Source organism: Mangrovibacterium sp. (assembly GCF_041596335.1).
Classification (GTDB): Bacteria; Bacteroidota; Bacteroidia; order Bacteroidales; family Prolixibacteraceae; genus Mangrovibacterium.
This window is the reverse complement of record NZ_JBFHIT010000078.1, coordinates 1-17,264: the sequence shown is the minus strand read 5'-3', so window position 1 is coordinate 17,264 and position 17,264 is coordinate 1. Positions and strand designations below refer to the sequence as shown.

Here is a 17,264-nt window from a genome sequence, read left to right as displayed (position 1 = left end):
TTAAAAACAAAATTGAATATTAACTTAAAATTAGAACTATGTCTGACATTGCATCTAAAGTAAAAGCAATTATTGTCGACAAATTAGGAGTTGACGAAAGCGAAGTAACCACTGAAGCTTCATTCACAAATGACCTTGGCGCCGATTCTCTTGACACTGTTGAATTGATCATGGAATTTGAGAAAGAATTTGATTTGGCGATCCCAGACGATCAGGCTGAAAAGATCTCTACAGTAGGAGAAGCTATCGCTCACATCGAAGCAAACAAAAAGTAATAAATCAGAACAAAATTTTATGGAATTGAAACGGGTAGTTATTACCGGACTTGGAACCGTGAACCCGCTTGGTAATTCTGTACAGGAATATTGGGAAGGGCTTAAAAATGGGGTCAGTGGAGCAGCACGCATCACACGGATGGACAGTGAACTTCACAAGACTCAATTTGCATGCGAGTTAAAAAACTTTGATCCAACGCTTTACGTTGAGAAAAAAGAGGTTCGCAAACACGATCCGTATACGCTCTATGCATTTGCATCAACACAACAAGCGATTGAAGATTCCGGATTAGATCTGGAAACTTTAAACAAAGACCGTGCTGGTGTAATTTGGGGAGCCGGAATTGGTGGTTTGCAAACTTTCTATGAGGAAGTAAAAGCTTACGACCTTTCGCGTCCAAAGTTTAATCCTTACTTTATTCCTAAAATGATTGCGAACATAGCTGGTGGACTTTTGTCTATCCGCTATGGCTTTCGCGGTCCGAACTTCACCACTGTTTCTGCTTGTGCTTCGGCATCGCATGCAATGATTGAGGCGTTCAATTATATCCGCATGGGAAAAGCAGACCTTTTCATTACAGGAGGTTCGGAAGCAGCAATCAACGAAGCTGGTTTATGTGGTTTCAATTCGATGCGTGCACTTTCAACACGTAATGACGATCCGGCAACTGCATCACGTCCTTTTGATAAAGATCGCGATGGATTTGTAATGGGTGAAGGAGCTGGTACTCTAATTTTTGAAGAGTACGAACACGCCAAAGCCCGCGGAGCGAAAATTTACGCAGAATTTGTAGGCGGGGGGATGTCGGCAGACGCCTACCATATGACTGCCCCTGATCCTGAAGGTAAAGGTGCTTCTCTTGTCATGAAATGGGCACTGGAAGACGCCGGAATAAAACCGGAAGATATTGATTACATCAATGTTCACGGAACCTCTACTCCACTAGGAGACATTGCTGAGCCAAAAGCAATTAAAGCTTGTTTTGGCGATCATGCCTACAAATTGAGCATTAGTTCCACGAAATCAATGACAGGTCACCTTTTAGGTGCAGCAGGTGCTGTTGAAGCAATCGCATCAATCCTGGCTATGCAGAATGGAATTATCCCTCCAACAATTAACCATTTTACGGACGATCCTGAAATTGACTCGAAACTCGATTTCACGTTCAACGTTGCCAAAGAACGTCAAATTCAATACGCTCTTAGTAACACATTTGGTTTCGGAGGTCACAATGCTTCAGTAATTTTAAAGAAATACTGATAACGTGATACGATCACTCGTACAAAAAATAAAACTCTTTTCGAATCCTCGAAAAGAGTTTTATTTGTTTTTAAAATCCTTGTTCGGGGTTGCCCCCGACCACCTGGATCTTTACGAAACAGCACTTATTCATAAGTCAGCTTCGAAACTGGATTCGCAAAAAAAACCAGTTAACAATGAGCGTCTTGAATATCTTGGAGATGCGATTCTTGGCGCAGTAATCGCTGAGTTTCTATACAATCGTTTCCCAAATCAAGACGAAGGATTCCTGACTCAAATGCGTTCAAAACTGGTAAATCGAAGTTTCCTAACCGACCTGACCAATCAAATCGGACTAAACCACTACATTCGATCGAACACCAACAATACAGCGGAGAACAGCCACATTTACGGCGACGCGTTCGAAGCCATTATCGGTGCTCTCTATCTCGACAAGGGGTATGCCACCACCAAACTGTTTATTACCAAGAAATTACTGGCAAACTATGTCGACCTAAATGAAGTTCAGCATACGAACACGAATTTCAAAAGCCAACTGATAGAATGGAGCCAAAAGAGTAAGCAGGAAATTAATTTTGAGACTACAGAGCATGTTACCGGCGACAGCCGAAATCCTAGCTTTATTACTGTAATTACCACTAATGACGATGCTATTGGGAAAGGAGCAGGAAGTTCGAAAAAAGAATCTCAACAAAACGCATCGCGCAAAGCTATCGAGTACTTAAAGTCGATAAATCCGGAGTCATTCTGAGGACCGAAGATTGGATTGCAGGCTCAAAAAAAAATTGCGGGGTCAAAAAAGACCCCGCAAAACCAAAACCTAAATTCACCTTGTTAAAAACTCAGTTAAACCCCAAATTGTAAAAAGACAAATGTAATTTGCTCTCCACTCTTCAAATATAAATATTCGAAATGGCTCATCTTGCAAACAAATGTTAAAGCCTGTTAACGAATCCAAGTGCCCCGTTTATCGCTATGAATCAAGCGATAGAGACTATGTTAAATTGTGTTAAGCAACTAATTAAACGAGCGTATTAAAGCTATATTTGCCCTATGAGTAAAAAAATAATCATTAGCCTTATTGTCTTAATGGCCTTGGTCATGACCAGTCTGATTCTGGTCCAATCCAACTCCATTAAAAAAGCTTTTGATATCAGGGAAGAACAATTTGACCAAACTGTTGCCCGGGTTTTACGCCGGGTAATTGATCGATTGGAACGGGAGGAGACAACCCAGATTTTAAGCAGCGCTTATCAGACCTCCCAATCAGGCAATTCGTTGTTCCCCAATACAGGAAGAAAAGGAAAACTGATTCCAAATACAAAAAAGCAAGGCGAGGTTACGATCTCAATGAGCTTTTCTCAATATGGAGGAGGGTCGTCGACAATTTATAACGAAGATCTAAAATTCAGCTACTCAGACTCTGTCGGAGATTTAGACAATGAACGTGGTCGCCCCGGAGAATTTCCATCGGCATTTGACATGTTTCATGACTATGATAGCTATTTTTTGCAGCAATATGAGCGCAAACTGGATGAACGTGCCGAGTATTACCGAATCATACAAAACCAGATCATCCTATCGCAGCTCCCTTTAAGTGAAAGAATCAATAAACAGCTTTTGGAACGTGCTTTACGCATGGAACTAAAGGGAAACGGTATCGACCTGGATTTTAAATATGCCGTTAAATCGTACCCTTTGGGTGAAGAGCAATTTGTTTTCGGAGATAAAAACTACAACCCGGGAAACCGAAAAGAATATCGCGAGGTACTTTTCCCGCGTGACATTGTAGATCTGAAGCCCAACTATCTAAGGGTTTACTTTCCGAAACGCGATACATTTCTATTGAAAGCAACCGGAATTATGGTCATCCCAACAGCGATTCTTACATTTCTGCTGATCGCAATCTTTGTTTACACCATCCTGATTATCTTAAAACAAAAGAAGCTCTCGATTATTAAAAACGATTTTATTAATAATATGACGCACGAGCTGAAAACTCCAATTTCGACCATTTCTCTGGCCAGCCAAATGCTTCACGACAATAGTGTAACAAACACACCAAAAACAATCGAGCACATTTCAAACGTCATTTTGCAGGAAAGCAAGCGGCTGAGTTTTCAGGTAGAAAAAGTACTGCAAATGGCCATTTTCAACGAGGGGCGACTGAAACTAAAGTTCAAAGAACTCCATATGAATGACCTAATTAGCAATGTTATTCTTAACTTCGAGCTACGGGTGAAAAATAAAGGAGGTCAACTCGATGCTGAACTTTTGGCTGATCTGGATTTAATTAAAGGCGATGAAGTTCATATAACGAATGTCATCTTTAACTTACTCGACAATGCGGTTAAATACAGCAAAGGTGAACCTAAAATATCAATTAAAACAGAAACAAAAGGGAATAACCTGCTGATCTCGGTAAAGGATAACGGAATTGGAATTCCAAAAGAACATATTGAACAAATCTTTGAACGGTTTTTCAGAGTGCCAACAGGCAATGTTCACGATGTAAAAGGGTTTGGTCTCGGCCTAAGCTATGTGAAGAAAATTATTGATTCGCATCAAGGAAAAATTAAAGTAGAAAGTGTAGTTAATAAGGGAACGAAATTTGTGATTTACCTCCCGCTTAATATGAAAGACAATGGAAACAAAAGCAAAACTTTTATTGGCCGAAGACGATGAGAATCTCGGTTTACTATTAAAAGAATATTTAATTGCCAAGGGATTCGACACTGATCTGTTCGGTGACGGAGAACTGGCTTACGCCGGATTTAAGAAGAACAACAATTATAATTTGTGTGTACTCGATATCATGATGCCAAAAAAAGATGGGATATCACTGGCACGCGATATTCGACTTATTAACCAGGAAATTCCGATTATCTTCTTATCGGCTAAAAATTTAAAGGAAGATGTACTTGAAGGATTCCGAACCGGCGCTGACGACTACATCACAAAGCCATTTAGCATGGAAGAGTTGATCTTCCGTATTGAAGCAATCTTGCGCCGAACCGCGCTCGAAACAAATAAATCAGGCTCAGAACAATCGATCTTCAAGCTGGGGCGGTTTACCTTTGATCCGCGGAAACAAATCCTGACCAACGAACAGGAAGACGAATCGGTAAAATTAACGACTAAAGAATCCGAACTCTTACGCCTTTTGTGTAACAATGCGAATAAAGTACTGGAACGAAATTTCGCGTTGAAAACCATCTGGATAGATGACAACTATTTCAATGCCCGAAGCATGGATGTGTACATAACTAAATTGAGAAAGCATTTAAAAGATGAACCATCCGTTGAAATCATCAATGTCCACGGTAAAGGCTACAAGCTTATTTTATAATCCCTCTATATCCTACTAAAAAACAAAGTCCCGGTTCGCAAGAGAACCGGGACTTTGTTTTTTACTGACGGGATTTACTCGTCCTTTCCAAACAACTCAAAAGCTTTTGAAATCTGCTCTGAGCGTCCCATAATATAAACAATATCGTTCAGTTCCAATATTCTATTAGCATCCGGATGTTCTATCAGTTTTTCATTCCGCAAAATAGCGATCAGGGTAACGCTATAATCTCTCCGAAACTGGATTTGCTTAATACTTTTGCCAATAACCGCGGAGTCTTCACGAACCCTTAAAGCAACAATATTTAGATTCGGTAATTCCTTAAAAATTTGATTGGACTCATCCGTTTCACCTCTGAAAATACCGTAGTGGTCATCTCTGATTTTGGCAATCATCCGGTTGATCTCCCGCTGCGGAATAAGCCGCTTATTCAGAACTTTCTCAAACAAGTCAATCGCTGTTTCAAACTCCTCGGGGATAACCTGATTCGCTCCGTTTCGATAGAGTTCATCCACATCAAAAACATGTTTGGTTCGAACGATAATATGCACCGAAGGATTCAGGTTCCGGATTTTTTCGATAATACTCATGGCCGTTATCAGGTTGCCTACAGAAATCACAACCACATCTGCAGTCGGAATATGCGCCCGTTCCAATATTGGTTCATTCTCGGCATCACCATAGATAACCATTTCACCGCGCTCCTGCAATTTCTTCACGATACCAGGATCGAAAATAATGGATATATAAGGCAGATTAACGTATTTAGCCATGACTGATAAATTCACGGCACGCGAATCCTTCCCGATGAAGACAACATGATTTGAGTAAGCCGGAACTTCAATGGCAGGCAGGGGGAACAAGCCTTCGACCAGCGAAGTTGGCAAAGGCAATTTTAGCAAAACAGTAGCCACACGCTGAGAAACCATCATCAACAGCGGAGTAACAGACATACTTATAATAGCTACCGCCAAAAACAACTGGTAATACTCATCCGCTATAATTTCATACTTCATTCCACTTTGCGCCAGAATAAAGGAGAATTCACCCACCTGACAGAGTGCAAAACCAACCATAACGGTTCCCCTGAACGTATGCCCCAACACAAAGGCCGTTCCTCCGGCAATGATTGTTTTTAAAACCAGTACTAAAACAACTGTTCCAAAAACCAAAAAGGGGTTGGTCATCACAAAGCCAATATTGAGCAACATGCCAATACTAACAAAAAAGAAACTTGTGAAGGTGTCTTTGAACGGGATCAGGTGCCCAAAGGCGTTGTGGCTGTACTCTGAGTCGGAGATCATCAGGCCGGCAAGGAAAGCGCCAAATGCCAACGAAATCCCCATCTGTGCAGTAAGCAAAGCTACGGATAGGCAAATGACAAAGATACTCATCATAAATAACTCCTGATTTTTGGTATGAGCAACCATTTGCAGGATTTTTGGCATCAACCAGCGATTACCGACATAGACCAAACCAACCAACACAATTGTTTTCCCTAAAAGCAGCAGAAGTTCACTCGAATGGTTTGTTGTTTCACCACCCAACATTGGAGTAAAAAGTAAAAGAGGAATAAGAATAATATCCTGAAAAATGAGAATCCCGACGACCGTTCGACCGTAATTCGATGTTATTTCCGAGCGTTCCTGCATCAATTTCAACACTACCGCGGTACTGCTTAAAGCTGTCAGGAATCCGAAAAACAAAGCTCCGGCCCAATCAATGTGGTACAGTCTGGCAATCAACATCGTAATACCGGCAGTTAAGAGCAGTTGCATAAAGCCACCAACAAAAACAACTTTCCGTATCTTAAATAAATGATTGATCGAGAATTCCAACCCAATAGTAAACATAAGCAACACAACACCGATCTCAGCCATCAACTCAATCGAATGCGCTTCTTTTATAAAACCCAACGCATATGGTCCGGCAACCACCCCAGTCAACAAATAGCCGATAATGGTCGGAATTTTAATCTTCGTAAACAAATAATTGACCGTAGTAGAGAGTGCGAAGATGATAACAATATCAATCAGCAGATTGAGTTCCATTTCCATAATTTTATTGTTTTCAAAAACGTTTTTAATAAACTATTTTGGGAAGCTTTAAAATACTACATATTTATTGAACAGAGCTATGAATACCCCAGTTTGTAAAAATTATAGCAAATCCTTACGATAAGTTAATTCAAGCTAAAGTCCATCGTAAACAGGCACAAAAAAATCCGTCGGTTAATCAACGGATTTTTTCTTTATTTGAGTTAGTACATTTCCTAATCGAGCTTTAGTACAGCCAGGAAGGCCTTTTGAGGAACTTCAACATTACCAACCTGTTTCATCCGTTTCTTTCCTTTTTTCTGTTTTTCAAGCAGTTTCCGTTTCCGCGTAATATCACCACCATAACACTTGGCAGTTACATCTTTGCGAACGGCTTTAATTGTTTCACGAGCAATAATTTTTGCACCAATTGCAGCCTGGATCGCAATATCGAATTGCTGGCGTGGAATCAATTCCCGTAGCTTTTCACACATTCGGCGCCCCAAATTGTAAGCATTATCAAAGTGAATGAGTGAAGATAAGGCATCCACCATTTCACCATTCAACAGGATATCCAGACGAACCAGTTTTGCAGGTTTGAAACCAATCATGTGGTAGTCGAACGAAGCATAGCCTTTTGAAATGGATTTAAGTTTGTCGTAAAAGTCGAAAACGATCTCACCCAACGGCATGTCGAAGGTCATTTCTGTTCGCTCCGATGTTAGGTAATCTTGTTTGATCATTACGCCCCTTTTGTCCATGCACAAAGTCATCACTGCTCCAATAAAATCGGCCTTGGTAATTATCTGAGCCCGGATAAAAGGTTCTTCTATTTCGTTTATTTTATTTGCCGCGGGTAGTCCGCTTGGATTATATACATGAACGGTTTCACCATCAGTTGTATGCACTAAATACGAAACGTTGGGAACAGTCGTGATCACATTCATATCGAACTCGCGATCTAAACGTTCCTGAACGATTTCCATATGCAACATGCCCAGGAACCCGCATCGGAAGCCAAATCCCAAAGCAGCCGATGATTCCGGCTCATAGGTTAACGAAGCATCGTTCAGCTGCAGTTTTTCCATTGCGGCACGCAAATCTTCGTAGTCCTCGGAATCGATCGGATAAACACCGGCAAACACCATTGGTTTTACTTCCTCGAAACCTTCAATAGCTTTATCACATCTTCGGTCCCTGTGCGTAATCGTATCACCGACTTTTACTTCCTTAGCCGTTTTAATTCCGGATATAATATAGCCTACATCACCCGTACTGAGCTGATTTCGTGGCTCAAGCCCCAAGCGAAGCACTCCAATTTCCTGAACATCGTAATTCCGGTTGGTGTTCACAAACTTCACCCAGTCTCCTTTACTGATTGTTCCGTTTATAATTTTAAAATAGGCAATAACACCCCGAAACGGGTTAAAGACCGAGTCGAAAATCAACGCCTGCAACGGAGCTTCCGGATCACCTTTCGGTGCTGGAACATCTTGCACAATCCGACGTAAAATTTCGTCGATTCCCTCTCCTGTTTTTCCGCTGGCGCGAATAATATCGGTTCTTTTACAGCCAATCAGGTCTATAATTTGATCTTCTACAATTTCGGGCATCGCATTCGGAAGATCCATTTTGTTTAGGATCGGAATAATTTCCAGGTCGTGTTCAATCGCCAGATAAAGGTTCGAAATCGTTTGAGCCTGGATTCCCTGAGTTGAGTCGATAATCAATAGAGCGCCTTCACAAGCAGCAATCGAACGGGAAACTTCGTACGAAAAGTCGACGTGTCCCGGCGTGTCAATCAGGTTCAATACATATTTTTGCCCATCCTGTTCATAGTCCATTTGAATGGCATGACTTTTAATGGTAATCCCTCTCTCCTTCTCCAAATCCATACTGTCCAGCACCTGAGCCTGCATATCCCTTTCGCTAACTGTTTTGGTAATTTCCAACAAACGGTCAGCCAGGGTGCTTTTCCCATGGTCAATATGAGCGATAATACAAAAATTACGGATATTCTTCATCTACTTAGTTTTCAAAATTCTATCCACCGATTCTCATCAGGCGAATTTGCGCAAAGATATTCAAATTTTGGGAACATTCAGCGGTACAATCTGCCAACGGCGAACTTTAAATATCGCCAACAAAACAAGGCATTACGGCTAAAATTTCAAGAATTAACCCTGCTGCAACATTATTCATTTTATATTTGCAGCGCAAAAACGAACTTCACAAGATGGATCAAATCCTGGTTATTTCGATTGGCTTTATCGCCCAAGTCCTTTTCTTCGGTCGCACAATCATTCAATGGTTTAAGTCCGAACACGAGGGCAAAGTGCTTTCACCAACCTTGTTCTGGAAAATAAGCCTTATGGGATCGATCCTAATGCTTACCTACGGAATCCTCCGACAAGACGCTGCCATCTTGATCGGGCAAATTCTGGTGTATTTCATTTATGTGCGTAACATCCAATTGAAAAACGACTGGTTGCCGATGTCTCCGGTTTTAAGAATGGTTATTCTGACGACTCCGGTGTTTATCTTAGCCTATCTTTTCTTTGGCACCAGTTATTCGCTTGCAACTTTTTTCCACAACGAGAGCAACCCACTACCGTTGATGGTCTGGGGAATTACCGCACAAATCATCTTTATCTCTCGTTTCTTTTACCAATGGATTTATTCCGAGAACCGCAAAGAGTCGATTTTACCGGTTGGCTTCTGGATCATCAGTATTGTTGGCTCCAGCATGAATTTCATCTACGGCCTTTTCCGACTGGATCCGGTTCTGATGGCTGCACACAGTTTCGGAATGTTTGTCTATCTTCGTAACATCTTAATACACTACAATAAAAAGAGCTTATTTAGCCGTTTCGACATCCCGTTAATCAATAAGATTATCGCTCGTATTTCAGGCAAAATTAAGTAGAAAGCGCACCATATGGCTACCATACTCATCACCGGCTGTGCCGGATTTATAGGTTCTCATCTTACTGAACGATTGCTGAACGAAGGCCATGAAATTATCGGCATTGACAATTTCGATCCTTTTTACAAACGTTCCATCAAGGAACGTAATATGGCCGCTTTTCTGGGAAACCCGAATTTTCTATTTTTTGAACTTGATTTGGCCGATGGCGCGTTAATGGAGGATCGGCTAAAAAACTGTGCGATTGATGCGATTGTACACTTGGCAGGCAAAGCAGGTGTGCGCCCTTCGATTGAATCGCCACACGCTTATACCAAAGCAAACATTACTGCGACACAAAATATTCTGGAGATGATGCGAAAACGACAAATCAGAAAGATGGCTTTCGCTTCTTCATCGTCGGTTTACGGCAACACCAAAGAGGTTCCCTTTCATGAGCAGCAAGATGTTAGCCATCCGATTTCGCCCTACGCTTTTACGAAAAAAGCCTGTGAACTGGCTAACTTCACCTATCATACCCTCTACGATCTGGATATTGTCAACATGCGCTTTTTTACCGTATTTGGGCCTCGGCAACGACCGGATCTGGCAATTCACAAATTCACCGAATTGATTCTGAATGGTCAGGAAATACCAATGTTTGGGGACGGAAGCAGCTCGCGAGACTACACCTACTACCAAGACACCGTAGATGGGATCTGTTGTGCTGTGGAGTATTTGTTCAACCACGAAAGAGTGTATGAAATTGTCAATCTTGGAAACAATCAACCAATAACCTTGAAGGAAATGATTGGCGCCATAGAAAAGGCTACCGGAGAAAGCGCCCGGATTAAGCAACTCCCCATGCAGGCCGGCGATGTTGATATAACCTATGCCAACATTGACAAGGCCAAGCAATTACTAGGTTACAATCCGCACTATTCGTTTAATGAAGGAGTGAAGAATTTTGTGACATGGTACCGCGAAAGTAATCATACAGTGTGTTTCTGACGATTGCGTTCCTGGATATAGCGTACACATTTCCCCAAAACCGGATACGGCAAAAAGCGTCGGAGTACTAAAAGAGCGTTGTTAAACAAGCCTGGAACTGCCAGAATTTCACCCTTCATCATCGCTTTGTAACCATAAGCGGCAACACTCTGAGCACAAGCCATGTTCCAATTAATTTTTGGCTTTCCGGCACCAACCGATTTCTGGAACCCGGTTTTCGTAATTCCCGGGCAAAGAACCGTCATTCCAACTCCTGTCCCTTTTAATTCGGTAGCCACCGAAGTACTAAACGACAGCAAATAAGATTTTGTAGAATAGTAAATAGACATGAGTGGTCCCGGATGAAAAGCCGCCATGGAGGAAACATTGAGAATTCGTCCTGATTTCCGTTCAATCATACCCGGCAAGAACAATTTCACCAACTGAGTCGGTGTATTAACATGCAAAAAAATCATTTCTTGTTCCCGTTCCCAGTCGCTTTCGGAAAAAGCGCCAAACACACCAAACCCGGCATTGTTAACTAATACATCAAGCGCCACCCCTTTCGATTCAACAAAGTCGTAGACTTCCAAAGCAGCGTCTTGTCGACCTAGATTTAACGCCTTTGTATGAATTTCATTTTTAAACTCTTTTTCAAGGATCTCCCTTTTTTCCTGAAGATTCTCTACGTTTAAATCAACCAGTACCAAATTAAAGTCATCAGAACTTAACAATCTCGCCAATTCAAAACCAATTCCGTTAGCAGCTCCTGTGACCAATGCCCATTTTCCCATAACATTCAACTTTTAATGCAATTCCCAAAAATTGCAACTCTCAACTATCTGACGCGCAAGCACAAAGCCAAACAGAATATCCGAGTATTTACCAATCCTTCCAACCGGCTAACTATCTTTAATTACTTTTAATTTGTGCCGGATGGATTTGATCGTCGAATATACACACGATTAATTGTCTAATCATGCGTTCTGCCTAAATAATCGCTTTAGTCGGTTAAAAAAATGACTTTAACGTTATCGAGAATTTCCCAAAAAAAGTTTGACTAAACAGCGAGCCTTGCAGTCAGCCGAAATCAGTTTCGACAAAAGCGCCGTTAGTTTTTCCCGTCCGAACAACAATTTCGCGAAGAACTTCCCCATTAATAATGAAAATATAAATACAGGAAAACCGCACAAAGTTATATTCATTCTCACACAAAAGCCTCTAACTGCCAAAGCGAGAGATTACAAAGCACTTTTAATAACGAGTATTTGATTGCGATAATTCCGAATCACTCTTCCGTTTTTAAACAATAGACGTAACTTTTGCTTTATAAAAAGGTAATTCTTTATTTTTGCACTCCATGACACAAAACAAACACCACTATATAATTCTCGAAGGATGGATCTCCATCATTGCCAATACAGCTTTGTTCTTCCTGAAATATTGGGCTGGCATGGTGTCAGGTTCAATTGCCTTAATTGCAGATGCCTGGCACACGCTTACCGATTCTATTTCGTCGGTAATTGTGCTAATTGGCGGAAAAATTTCCAAAAAACCGGCTGATGAAGTGCACCCGTATGGTCATGGTCGTGCCGAGCATATTGCGGCAGTCATTATTGGTGTGTTACTGGCGATCGTCGCATTTGATTTTTCGGTAAGCGCTTACGAAAAACTAATTTCGCGCGAATCCGGTAATTTCGGAACCGTCGCGATCGTGGTCACCATCATCTCGATTATTGCCAAAGAAGCTATGGCACAGTATGCCTTTTGGGCATTCCGAAAAACTGGTTCTTCAATTCTGAAGGCTGATGGCTGGCACCACCGAACCGATTCTCTTTCTTCAATCATTATCCTGGTAGGTATTTTTTTCGGCAAGTATTTTTGGTGGATCGACGCGGTGCTTGCGTTTATCGTTTCGTTGATGATTGCTTACGCCAGCTACGAAATTCTTTCGCAGGAAACAAAATCGCTTTTGGGAGAAGATGCCTATCCGGAAGATATTGAAGCAATAAAACTTGAAGTTCATCAACTTCTGAACCGGGAGGTTTACATCCATCATTTTCACCAACATCGCTACGGAGACCACAACGAACTGAGCTGCCACATTAAACTGCCGGCAAACATGCCCCTGGAAGAGGTTCACCTGATTTGCACACAAATAGAACAAATGATTCAGGCAAAATTCAACATGATCGCTACGATACACCCGGAACCCTTGAACCAATCGAAAACAGAAAGTTCGGGGAAGGCTGAATGATTCCCTGAGATTATGCTTATTTTAGCCGCAACTAATCGAAAAATATGAAACATATTTTCAGACTTCTGCTGATTGTATTAGCTGCTACGGCCTGCAAGGAAGTGTACGACACCCCACCGCAATCGCTGGCACAAATCAATCTGTACGACATAGATACCGAATCATCGAAGAGCACCCTAACGAGTGTAAAGGGCGCAAACATGGATAGCATCTGGATTGACGGCGAAACCGCCAGTTATTTCCAGCTCCCTTTCGATCAGTCGGGCATGGCAACATTTATCGTGTTACTGGATTCGGTAGCGGACACCCTGATTATAAGCTACAACAGTGGGTTGGCCTACGAATCGATGGAGTCCGGATTTTATACCGAACACGACATTCAGTGGGTTAGCAGCACCCGGAATAAAATTGATTCGATTAGTTTAATTGATACGCTTGTAACCACAATCTGGCATGAAAACATTCAACTGTACCTTAACGATAGTACTGCTTATTCTAGCTCTAACTAGTTCGGCTCAAGAGAAAGAACAAAAAAAACTTCCCAAGCGTACGGACAACTACATCCACATGCCCGGGTTACGATTGGGAATAGACATTTCTCGTCCTCTTCAGGATTTATGGACTAAAGGAAATCGCTACGGCACCGAATTTAGTGGCGACATTGAAATTCGCCCCAATCTATATACTGTGACCGAAGTCGGTTGGGAGCAGCTAAAAATGCAGCACGACTTCGTTGATTACCGGGGCTCCGGTTCGTACATCCGCCTGGGTGTTGATTATAACTTGCTGGCTTCTGAAAGCAAAAACGAGCGCGATATGCTATACGCCGGATTCCGATATGCCTTCGGTCTGGCAAGCCAAACAGTAAACGGTTACTTACTTGACAGCTATTGGGGAGATACAAACGGATCGTTCGAAAAACAAAACTTCAATTCGCACTGGGTTGAACTTGTACTAGGCTTAAAAGGTGAAATGCTTCGCAATTTCTACATGGGATGGAGCGTACGTGCCAAATTCATGGTTGCTCAAAAAGAATTTGAGGTTCCATCGGTTTATTTTACTCCCGGCTATGGAAAAAGCGAGAAAGGAGTTGCTCTCGACTTTACGTATTCGATTTATTATACATTGCCATTTAAATTCAGGAAAGAATCGTTGAAATAGGAACTTGTAAAACCGCCTTCTTCCTGCTACAGAATTCCTGATATTTTCAGGGTAGCAAATAGGAATATCAATCAGCAAATCGCGGCAGCTTGCCGAAAACTGAACACTAAATATCATCAAAAAGAAAAGCGCAACCGTATTGGCTGCGCTTTATTATTTTGAGTCGATGTATTTCTTTCGATTACATCATGCCGCCCATTCCACCACCCATTGGAGGCATCGGAGCTCCTGCATTTTCTTCTTTTTTATCAACCAAAACACATTCGGTTGTCAACAGCATTCCAGCAATTGAAGCTGCATTTTCCAACGCAACACGGGTTACTTTTGCCGGGTCAATTACACCAGTTTCAAGCAAATTTTGGTATTCGTCAACGCGAGCGTTATAACCGAAATCACCTGTACCTTCTTTCACTTTTTGAACAACAACAGCACCTTCTTTTCCAGCATTCGCTACAATTTGGCGCAATGGCTCTTCAATCGCACGTTTTACGATTTCGATACCAGTTGTTTCGTCTTCATTGTCACCGGTCAAACCTTCCAGGGCTGCGATAGCACGAATGTACATTACACCACCACCAGGAACGATACCTTCTTCAACAGCAGCACGTGTTGCACTCAACGCATCGTCAACACGGTCTTTCTTTTCTTTCATCTCTACTTCAGAAGCAGCACCAACGTACAACACAGCAACACCACCGGCTAATTTAGCCAAACGTTCCTGAAGTTTTTCGCGGTCGTAATCTGAAGTTGTTGTTTCAATTTGTTTTTTGATCATTGAAACGCGACCATCGATTTGAGCTTGATCTCCGGCACCGGCAACGATAGTTGTACTTTCTTTGTCAACTGTAACTTTATCAGCTGTACCCAACAGATCCAACGAAGCATCTTCCAGTTTCATGCCTTTTTCCTCAGTGATCACAGTACCACCGGTCAAAACAGCCAAGTCTTCCAACATTTCTTTCCTACGGTCACCGAAACCAGGCGCTTTTACAGCACAAACTTTCAATGAACCACGCAAGCGGTTAACTACCAAAGTAGCCAAAGCTTCACCATCAACATCTTCAGCAACAATCATCAACGGACGGCCAGTTTGAGCTGTTTGTTCCAATACCGGAAGCAAGTCTTTCATCGTGCTGATTTTCTTGTCGTAGATCAGAATGAAAGGGTGTTCCATTTCTGAAGCCATTTTCTCGGTGTTGGTTACAAAGTAGGGAGAAATGTAACCGCGGTCGAATTGCATCCCTTCAACTACCTCAACATAAGTATCGGTACCTTTAGCTTCTTCTACAGTAATTACACCTTCTGTTTTCACTTTTTCCATTGCTTCAGCAATCAACGCGCCGATAGTTTCGTCGCCGTTTGCTGATACTTTAGCAACTGATTTTATTTTATTGAAATCGTCGCCAATATTTTGTGCATGTCCTTTGATTGACTCAACAACTTTAACAACAGCTTTGTCGATACCGCGTTTCAAATCCATTGGATTAGCACCTGCGGTTACGTTTTTCAATCCAACATTGATGATTGATTGAGCTAAAACAGTTGCTGTAGTAGTACCGTCACCTGCGTCGTCGCCGGTTTTGCTGGCTACTTCTTTCACCATTTGTGCACCGATGTTTTCGTATGCATCAGACAATTCGATTTCTTTTGCAACAGTAACACCATCTTTTGTAATTTGTGGTGCACCGAATTTCTTTTCAATTACCACGTTACGACCTTTAGGTCCCAGGGTGACTTTTACAGCGTCTGCCAACTGATCAACGCCTTTTTTTAGCAAATCTCTTGCTTCAATATTGAATTTAATTTCTTTAGCCATTTCTTTTTTCTTTTTAGAATTTGTTACTAAATAATCTTAGGCGATGTACAATACATCGGTTTGTGACATCAACAGGTAGCTTTCGCCGTCGATGTTCAATTCAGTACCGGAATACTTGCCATAGAAAACAGTGTCGCCAACAGATACTTCCATTGCTTCATCTTTTTTAGCAGCACCAATCAAAACCACTTTTCCTGCCTGTGGTTTTTCTTTTGCTGAATCAGGAATGATAATTCCGCTTGCTGTTTTTGTTTCTGCTTCCTGCGGTTGAACAAGAATTTTACCTGCAAGGATTTTACCTTTTAATTCTGCCATTTTTTTCAATTATTTTAGTTAAACATTATTTTAAAATTTCACCCTCCACTATCCAAAGTTGTGCCAAAGCCACCTAGCCACAGCCAAAACGAAAACTTGACAGTTTTATAACTTAAAGCGCACAGTAAATCGATGGAAACAGGACAGAACATTCAAAAACCGTCTGGCTGAATCTGCCATATTTTCTGACAGGCTGACAGTGTTGGCGCCCGCTGACTTGTTTTTGATGTTAGCTGATAGCCAAATTTGCTTATTGAAGCGGGAATGGAAGCAAATCAGGATTTGATGAATGAAAAATAGATCGCGGGCCGATTCGCATTGGAGAAGATTGCCAAACGCGAGTGCGATTCTTGGAATTGTCGGATTAACGAACTCCAGTCAGATAATATAGGGACAAAAAAAGAGCTTGTCCCGATGGAGACAAGCTCTTATGCTGTGAAAAGCTTTTCTAAATTAATTTGCTGAATCTGGCTGAGCAGTTGTAGCTTCAGGAGCAGCAATTGGGAAATTAGGTACAGCATTCGGATCAACCGCTTGCTCAACCTGGCTTCTAATAGCAGACTCATTTACAGTTTCAGCTCCGTGAGGAATGAATGCACTTCCGGCAATAGATAAAATCAATAAAGCCGCAGCCAAATACCAGGTCGCTTTCTCCAAAAAGTCGTTGGTTTTGCGCACGCCCATAACTTGGTTTGTTGACTGAAAATTACTAGCCAAACCGCCTCCTTTTGAGTTCTGTACCAATACAATTAAAATCAAAAGAACACAGACGATAAATATTAAAACAGTGATCAGCGTATACATTTGCCTTTATTTTAGTTCATTAATTTTTTTACTTCGTCGATTTGACCGGCAAAGTAAATGTTTTTTTCCGGATATTTCAAACTTAATTTTTCATA

Annotated in this window: 16 protein-coding genes; 10 read left to right on the top strand and 6 right to left on the bottom strand. The window is 41.6% G+C overall.

Annotated features, from left to right (window positions below):
* Window positions 1-38 precede the first annotated feature (38 nt).
* The 5 genes from ABZD21_RS18430 (at window position 39) to ABZD21_RS18410 (ending at window position 4,885) form a co-directional block, all read left to right on the top strand.
* Window positions 39-275: an acyl carrier protein gene (locus tag ABZD21_RS18430; protein WP_107822175.1), complete on the top strand. Its 237-nt coding sequence runs from the start codon at window positions 39-41 to the stop codon at window positions 273-275.
* A gap of 19 nt (window positions 276-294) precedes the next feature.
* Entirely contained in the window at window positions 295-1,536 is a 1,242-nt protein-coding gene (gene fabF, locus ABZD21_RS18425; RefSeq protein ID WP_372776600.1) for a beta-ketoacyl-ACP synthase II, read from the top strand.
* A gap of 64 nt (window positions 1,537-1,600) precedes the next feature.
* Window positions 1,601-2,287 carry a ribonuclease III gene (gene rnc / locus ABZD21_RS18420; protein WP_372776599.1) on the top strand — a complete coding sequence of 229 codons (687 nt, stop codon included), beginning with the start codon at window positions 1,601-1,603 and terminating at the stop codon, window positions 2,285-2,287.
* A gap of 302 nt (window positions 2,288-2,589) precedes the next feature.
* Window positions 2,590-4,221 carry a sensor histidine kinase gene (locus ABZD21_RS18415; protein WP_372776598.1) on the top strand — a complete coding sequence of 544 codons (1,632 nt, stop codon included), beginning with the start codon at window positions 2,590-2,592 and terminating at the stop codon, window positions 4,219-4,221.
* Window positions 4,181-4,885 carry a response regulator transcription factor gene (locus ABZD21_RS18410; RefSeq protein WP_372776597.1) on the top strand — a complete coding sequence of 235 codons (705 nt, stop codon included), beginning with the start codon at window positions 4,181-4,183 and terminating at the stop codon, window positions 4,883-4,885. Before ABZD21_RS18415 ends, ABZD21_RS18410 begins: the two co-directional genes overlap by 41 nt.
* 74 nt (window positions 4,886-4,959) lie before the next feature.
* Here the strand turns inward: ABZD21_RS18410 and ABZD21_RS18405 are convergent, their stop codons facing one another.
* Both ABZD21_RS18405 and lepA read right to left on the bottom strand, forming a co-directional pair.
* Window positions 4,960-6,936 carry a cation:proton antiporter gene (locus tag ABZD21_RS18405; RefSeq protein WP_372776596.1) on the bottom strand — a complete coding sequence of 659 codons (1,977 nt, stop codon included), beginning with the start codon at window positions 6,934-6,936 and terminating at the stop codon, window positions 4,960-4,962.
* A 221-nt stretch (window positions 6,937-7,157) separates the two neighbouring features.
* Window positions 7,158-8,945: a translation elongation factor 4 gene (gene lepA / locus ABZD21_RS18400; RefSeq protein ID WP_372776595.1), complete on the bottom strand. Its 1,788-nt coding sequence runs from the start codon at window positions 8,943-8,945 to the stop codon at window positions 7,158-7,160.
* A 212-nt stretch (window positions 8,946-9,157) separates the two neighbouring features.
* Here lepA and ABZD21_RS18395 point away from each other — a divergent pair, with 212 nt between their 5' ends.
* Window positions 9,158-9,847 (top strand): lipid-A-disaccharide synthase N-terminal domain-containing protein, encoded by a 690-nt coding sequence (locus ABZD21_RS18395; RefSeq protein WP_372776594.1) that lies wholly within the window; start codon window positions 9,158-9,160, stop codon window positions 9,845-9,847.
* A 12-nt stretch (window positions 9,848-9,859) separates the two neighbouring features.
* Window positions 9,860-10,837: a GDP-mannose 4,6-dehydratase gene (locus ABZD21_RS18390; protein ID WP_372776593.1), complete on the top strand. Its 978-nt coding sequence runs from the start codon at window positions 9,860-9,862 to the stop codon at window positions 10,835-10,837.
* Here ABZD21_RS18390 and ABZD21_RS18385 read toward each other — a convergent pair.
* Window positions 10,819-11,610, bottom strand: a complete 792-nt coding sequence (locus ABZD21_RS18385; RefSeq protein ID WP_372776592.1) for an SDR family NAD(P)-dependent oxidoreductase — start codon at window positions 11,608-11,610, stop codon at window positions 10,819-10,821. The genes ABZD21_RS18390 and ABZD21_RS18385 overlap by 19 nt on opposite strands.
* Window positions 11,611-12,176: 566 nt before the next feature.
* Here ABZD21_RS18385 and ABZD21_RS18380 point away from each other — a divergent pair.
* The 3 genes from ABZD21_RS18380 to ABZD21_RS18370 are packed head-to-tail and all read left to right on the top strand — an operon-like array spanning window position 12,177 to window position 14,234.
* Window positions 12,177-13,073: a cation diffusion facilitator family transporter gene (locus ABZD21_RS18380; protein WP_372776591.1), complete on the top strand. Its 897-nt coding sequence runs from the start codon at window positions 12,177-12,179 to the stop codon at window positions 13,071-13,073.
* A gap of 44 nt (window positions 13,074-13,117) precedes the next feature.
* Window positions 13,118-13,582: a DUF6452 family protein gene (locus ABZD21_RS18375; protein ID WP_372776590.1), complete on the top strand. Its 465-nt coding sequence runs from the start codon at window positions 13,118-13,120 to the stop codon at window positions 13,580-13,582.
* Window positions 13,527-14,234, top strand: a complete 708-nt coding sequence (locus ABZD21_RS18370) for a DUF6048 family protein (RefSeq protein ID WP_372776589.1) — start codon at window positions 13,527-13,529, stop codon at window positions 14,232-14,234. Before ABZD21_RS18375 ends, ABZD21_RS18370 begins: the two co-directional genes overlap by 56 nt.
* A 181-nt stretch (window positions 14,235-14,415) precedes the next feature.
* On the opposite strand, the gene groL is transcribed toward ABZD21_RS18370, so the two are convergent.
* The 3 genes from groL to secG form a co-directional block, all read right to left on the bottom strand.
* Window positions 14,416-16,050: a chaperonin GroEL gene (gene groL / locus ABZD21_RS18365; protein ID WP_372776588.1), complete on the bottom strand. Its 1,635-nt coding sequence runs from the start codon at window positions 16,048-16,050 to the stop codon at window positions 14,416-14,418.
* Window positions 16,051-16,086: 36 nt separating this feature from the next.
* Window positions 16,087-16,365 carry a co-chaperone GroES gene (gene groES, locus ABZD21_RS18360; RefSeq protein WP_372776587.1) on the bottom strand — a complete coding sequence of 93 codons (279 nt, stop codon included), beginning with the start codon at window positions 16,363-16,365 and terminating at the stop codon, window positions 16,087-16,089.
* Window positions 16,366-16,818: 453 nt separating this feature from the next.
* Window positions 16,819-17,169 (bottom strand): preprotein translocase subunit SecG, encoded by a 351-nt coding sequence (gene secG, locus ABZD21_RS18355; protein ID WP_372776586.1) that lies wholly within the window; start codon window positions 17,167-17,169, stop codon window positions 16,819-16,821.
* Window positions 17,170-17,264: the final 95 nt, after the last annotated feature.

Excerpts from the sequence above, each read along its gene's own strand:
- ABZD21_RS18430 (WP_107822175.1), top strand. The coding sequence starts at position 39 with ATGTCTGACATTGCATCTAAAGTAAAAGCAATTATTGTCGACAAATTA.
- fabF (WP_372776600.1), top strand. The coding sequence starts at position 295 with ATGGAATTGAAACGGGTAGTTATTACCGGACTTGGAACCGTGAACCCG.
- ABZD21_RS18415 (WP_372776598.1), top strand. The coding sequence starts at position 2,590 with ATGAGTAAAAAAATAATCATTAGCCTTATTGTCTTAATGGCCTTGGTC.
- ABZD21_RS18410 (WP_372776597.1), top strand. The coding sequence starts at position 4,181 with ATGGAAACAAAAGCAAAACTTTTATTGGCCGAAGACGATGAGAATCTC.
- ABZD21_RS18405 (WP_372776596.1), bottom strand. The coding sequence starts at position 6,936 with ATGGAACTCAATCTGCTGATTGATATTGTTATCATCTTCGCACTCTCT.
- lepA (WP_372776595.1), bottom strand. The coding sequence starts at position 8,945 with ATGAAGAATATCCGTAATTTTTGTATTATCGCTCATATTGACCATGGG.
- ABZD21_RS18395 (WP_372776594.1), top strand. The coding sequence starts at position 9,158 with ATGGATCAAATCCTGGTTATTTCGATTGGCTTTATCGCCCAAGTCCTT.
- ABZD21_RS18390 (WP_372776593.1), top strand. The coding sequence starts at position 9,860 with ATGGCTACCATACTCATCACCGGCTGTGCCGGATTTATAGGTTCTCAT.
- ABZD21_RS18385 (WP_372776592.1), bottom strand. The coding sequence starts at position 11,610 with ATGGGAAAATGGGCATTGGTCACAGGAGCTGCTAACGGAATTGGTTTT.
- ABZD21_RS18380 (WP_372776591.1), top strand. The coding sequence starts at position 12,177 with ATGACACAAAACAAACACCACTATATAATTCTCGAAGGATGGATCTCC.
- ABZD21_RS18375 (WP_372776590.1), top strand. The coding sequence starts at position 13,118 with ATGAAACATATTTTCAGACTTCTGCTGATTGTATTAGCTGCTACGGCC.
- ABZD21_RS18370 (WP_372776589.1), top strand. The coding sequence starts at position 13,527 with ATGAAAACATTCAACTGTACCTTAACGATAGTACTGCTTATTCTAGCT.
- groL (WP_372776588.1), bottom strand. The coding sequence starts at position 16,050 with ATGGCTAAAGAAATTAAATTCAATATTGAAGCAAGAGATTTGCTAAAA.
- groES (WP_372776587.1), bottom strand. The coding sequence starts at position 16,365 with ATGGCAGAATTAAAAGGTAAAATCCTTGCAGGTAAAATTCTTGTTCAA.
- secG (WP_372776586.1), bottom strand. The coding sequence starts at position 17,169 with ATGTATACGCTGATCACTGTTTTAATATTTATCGTCTGTGTTCTTTTG.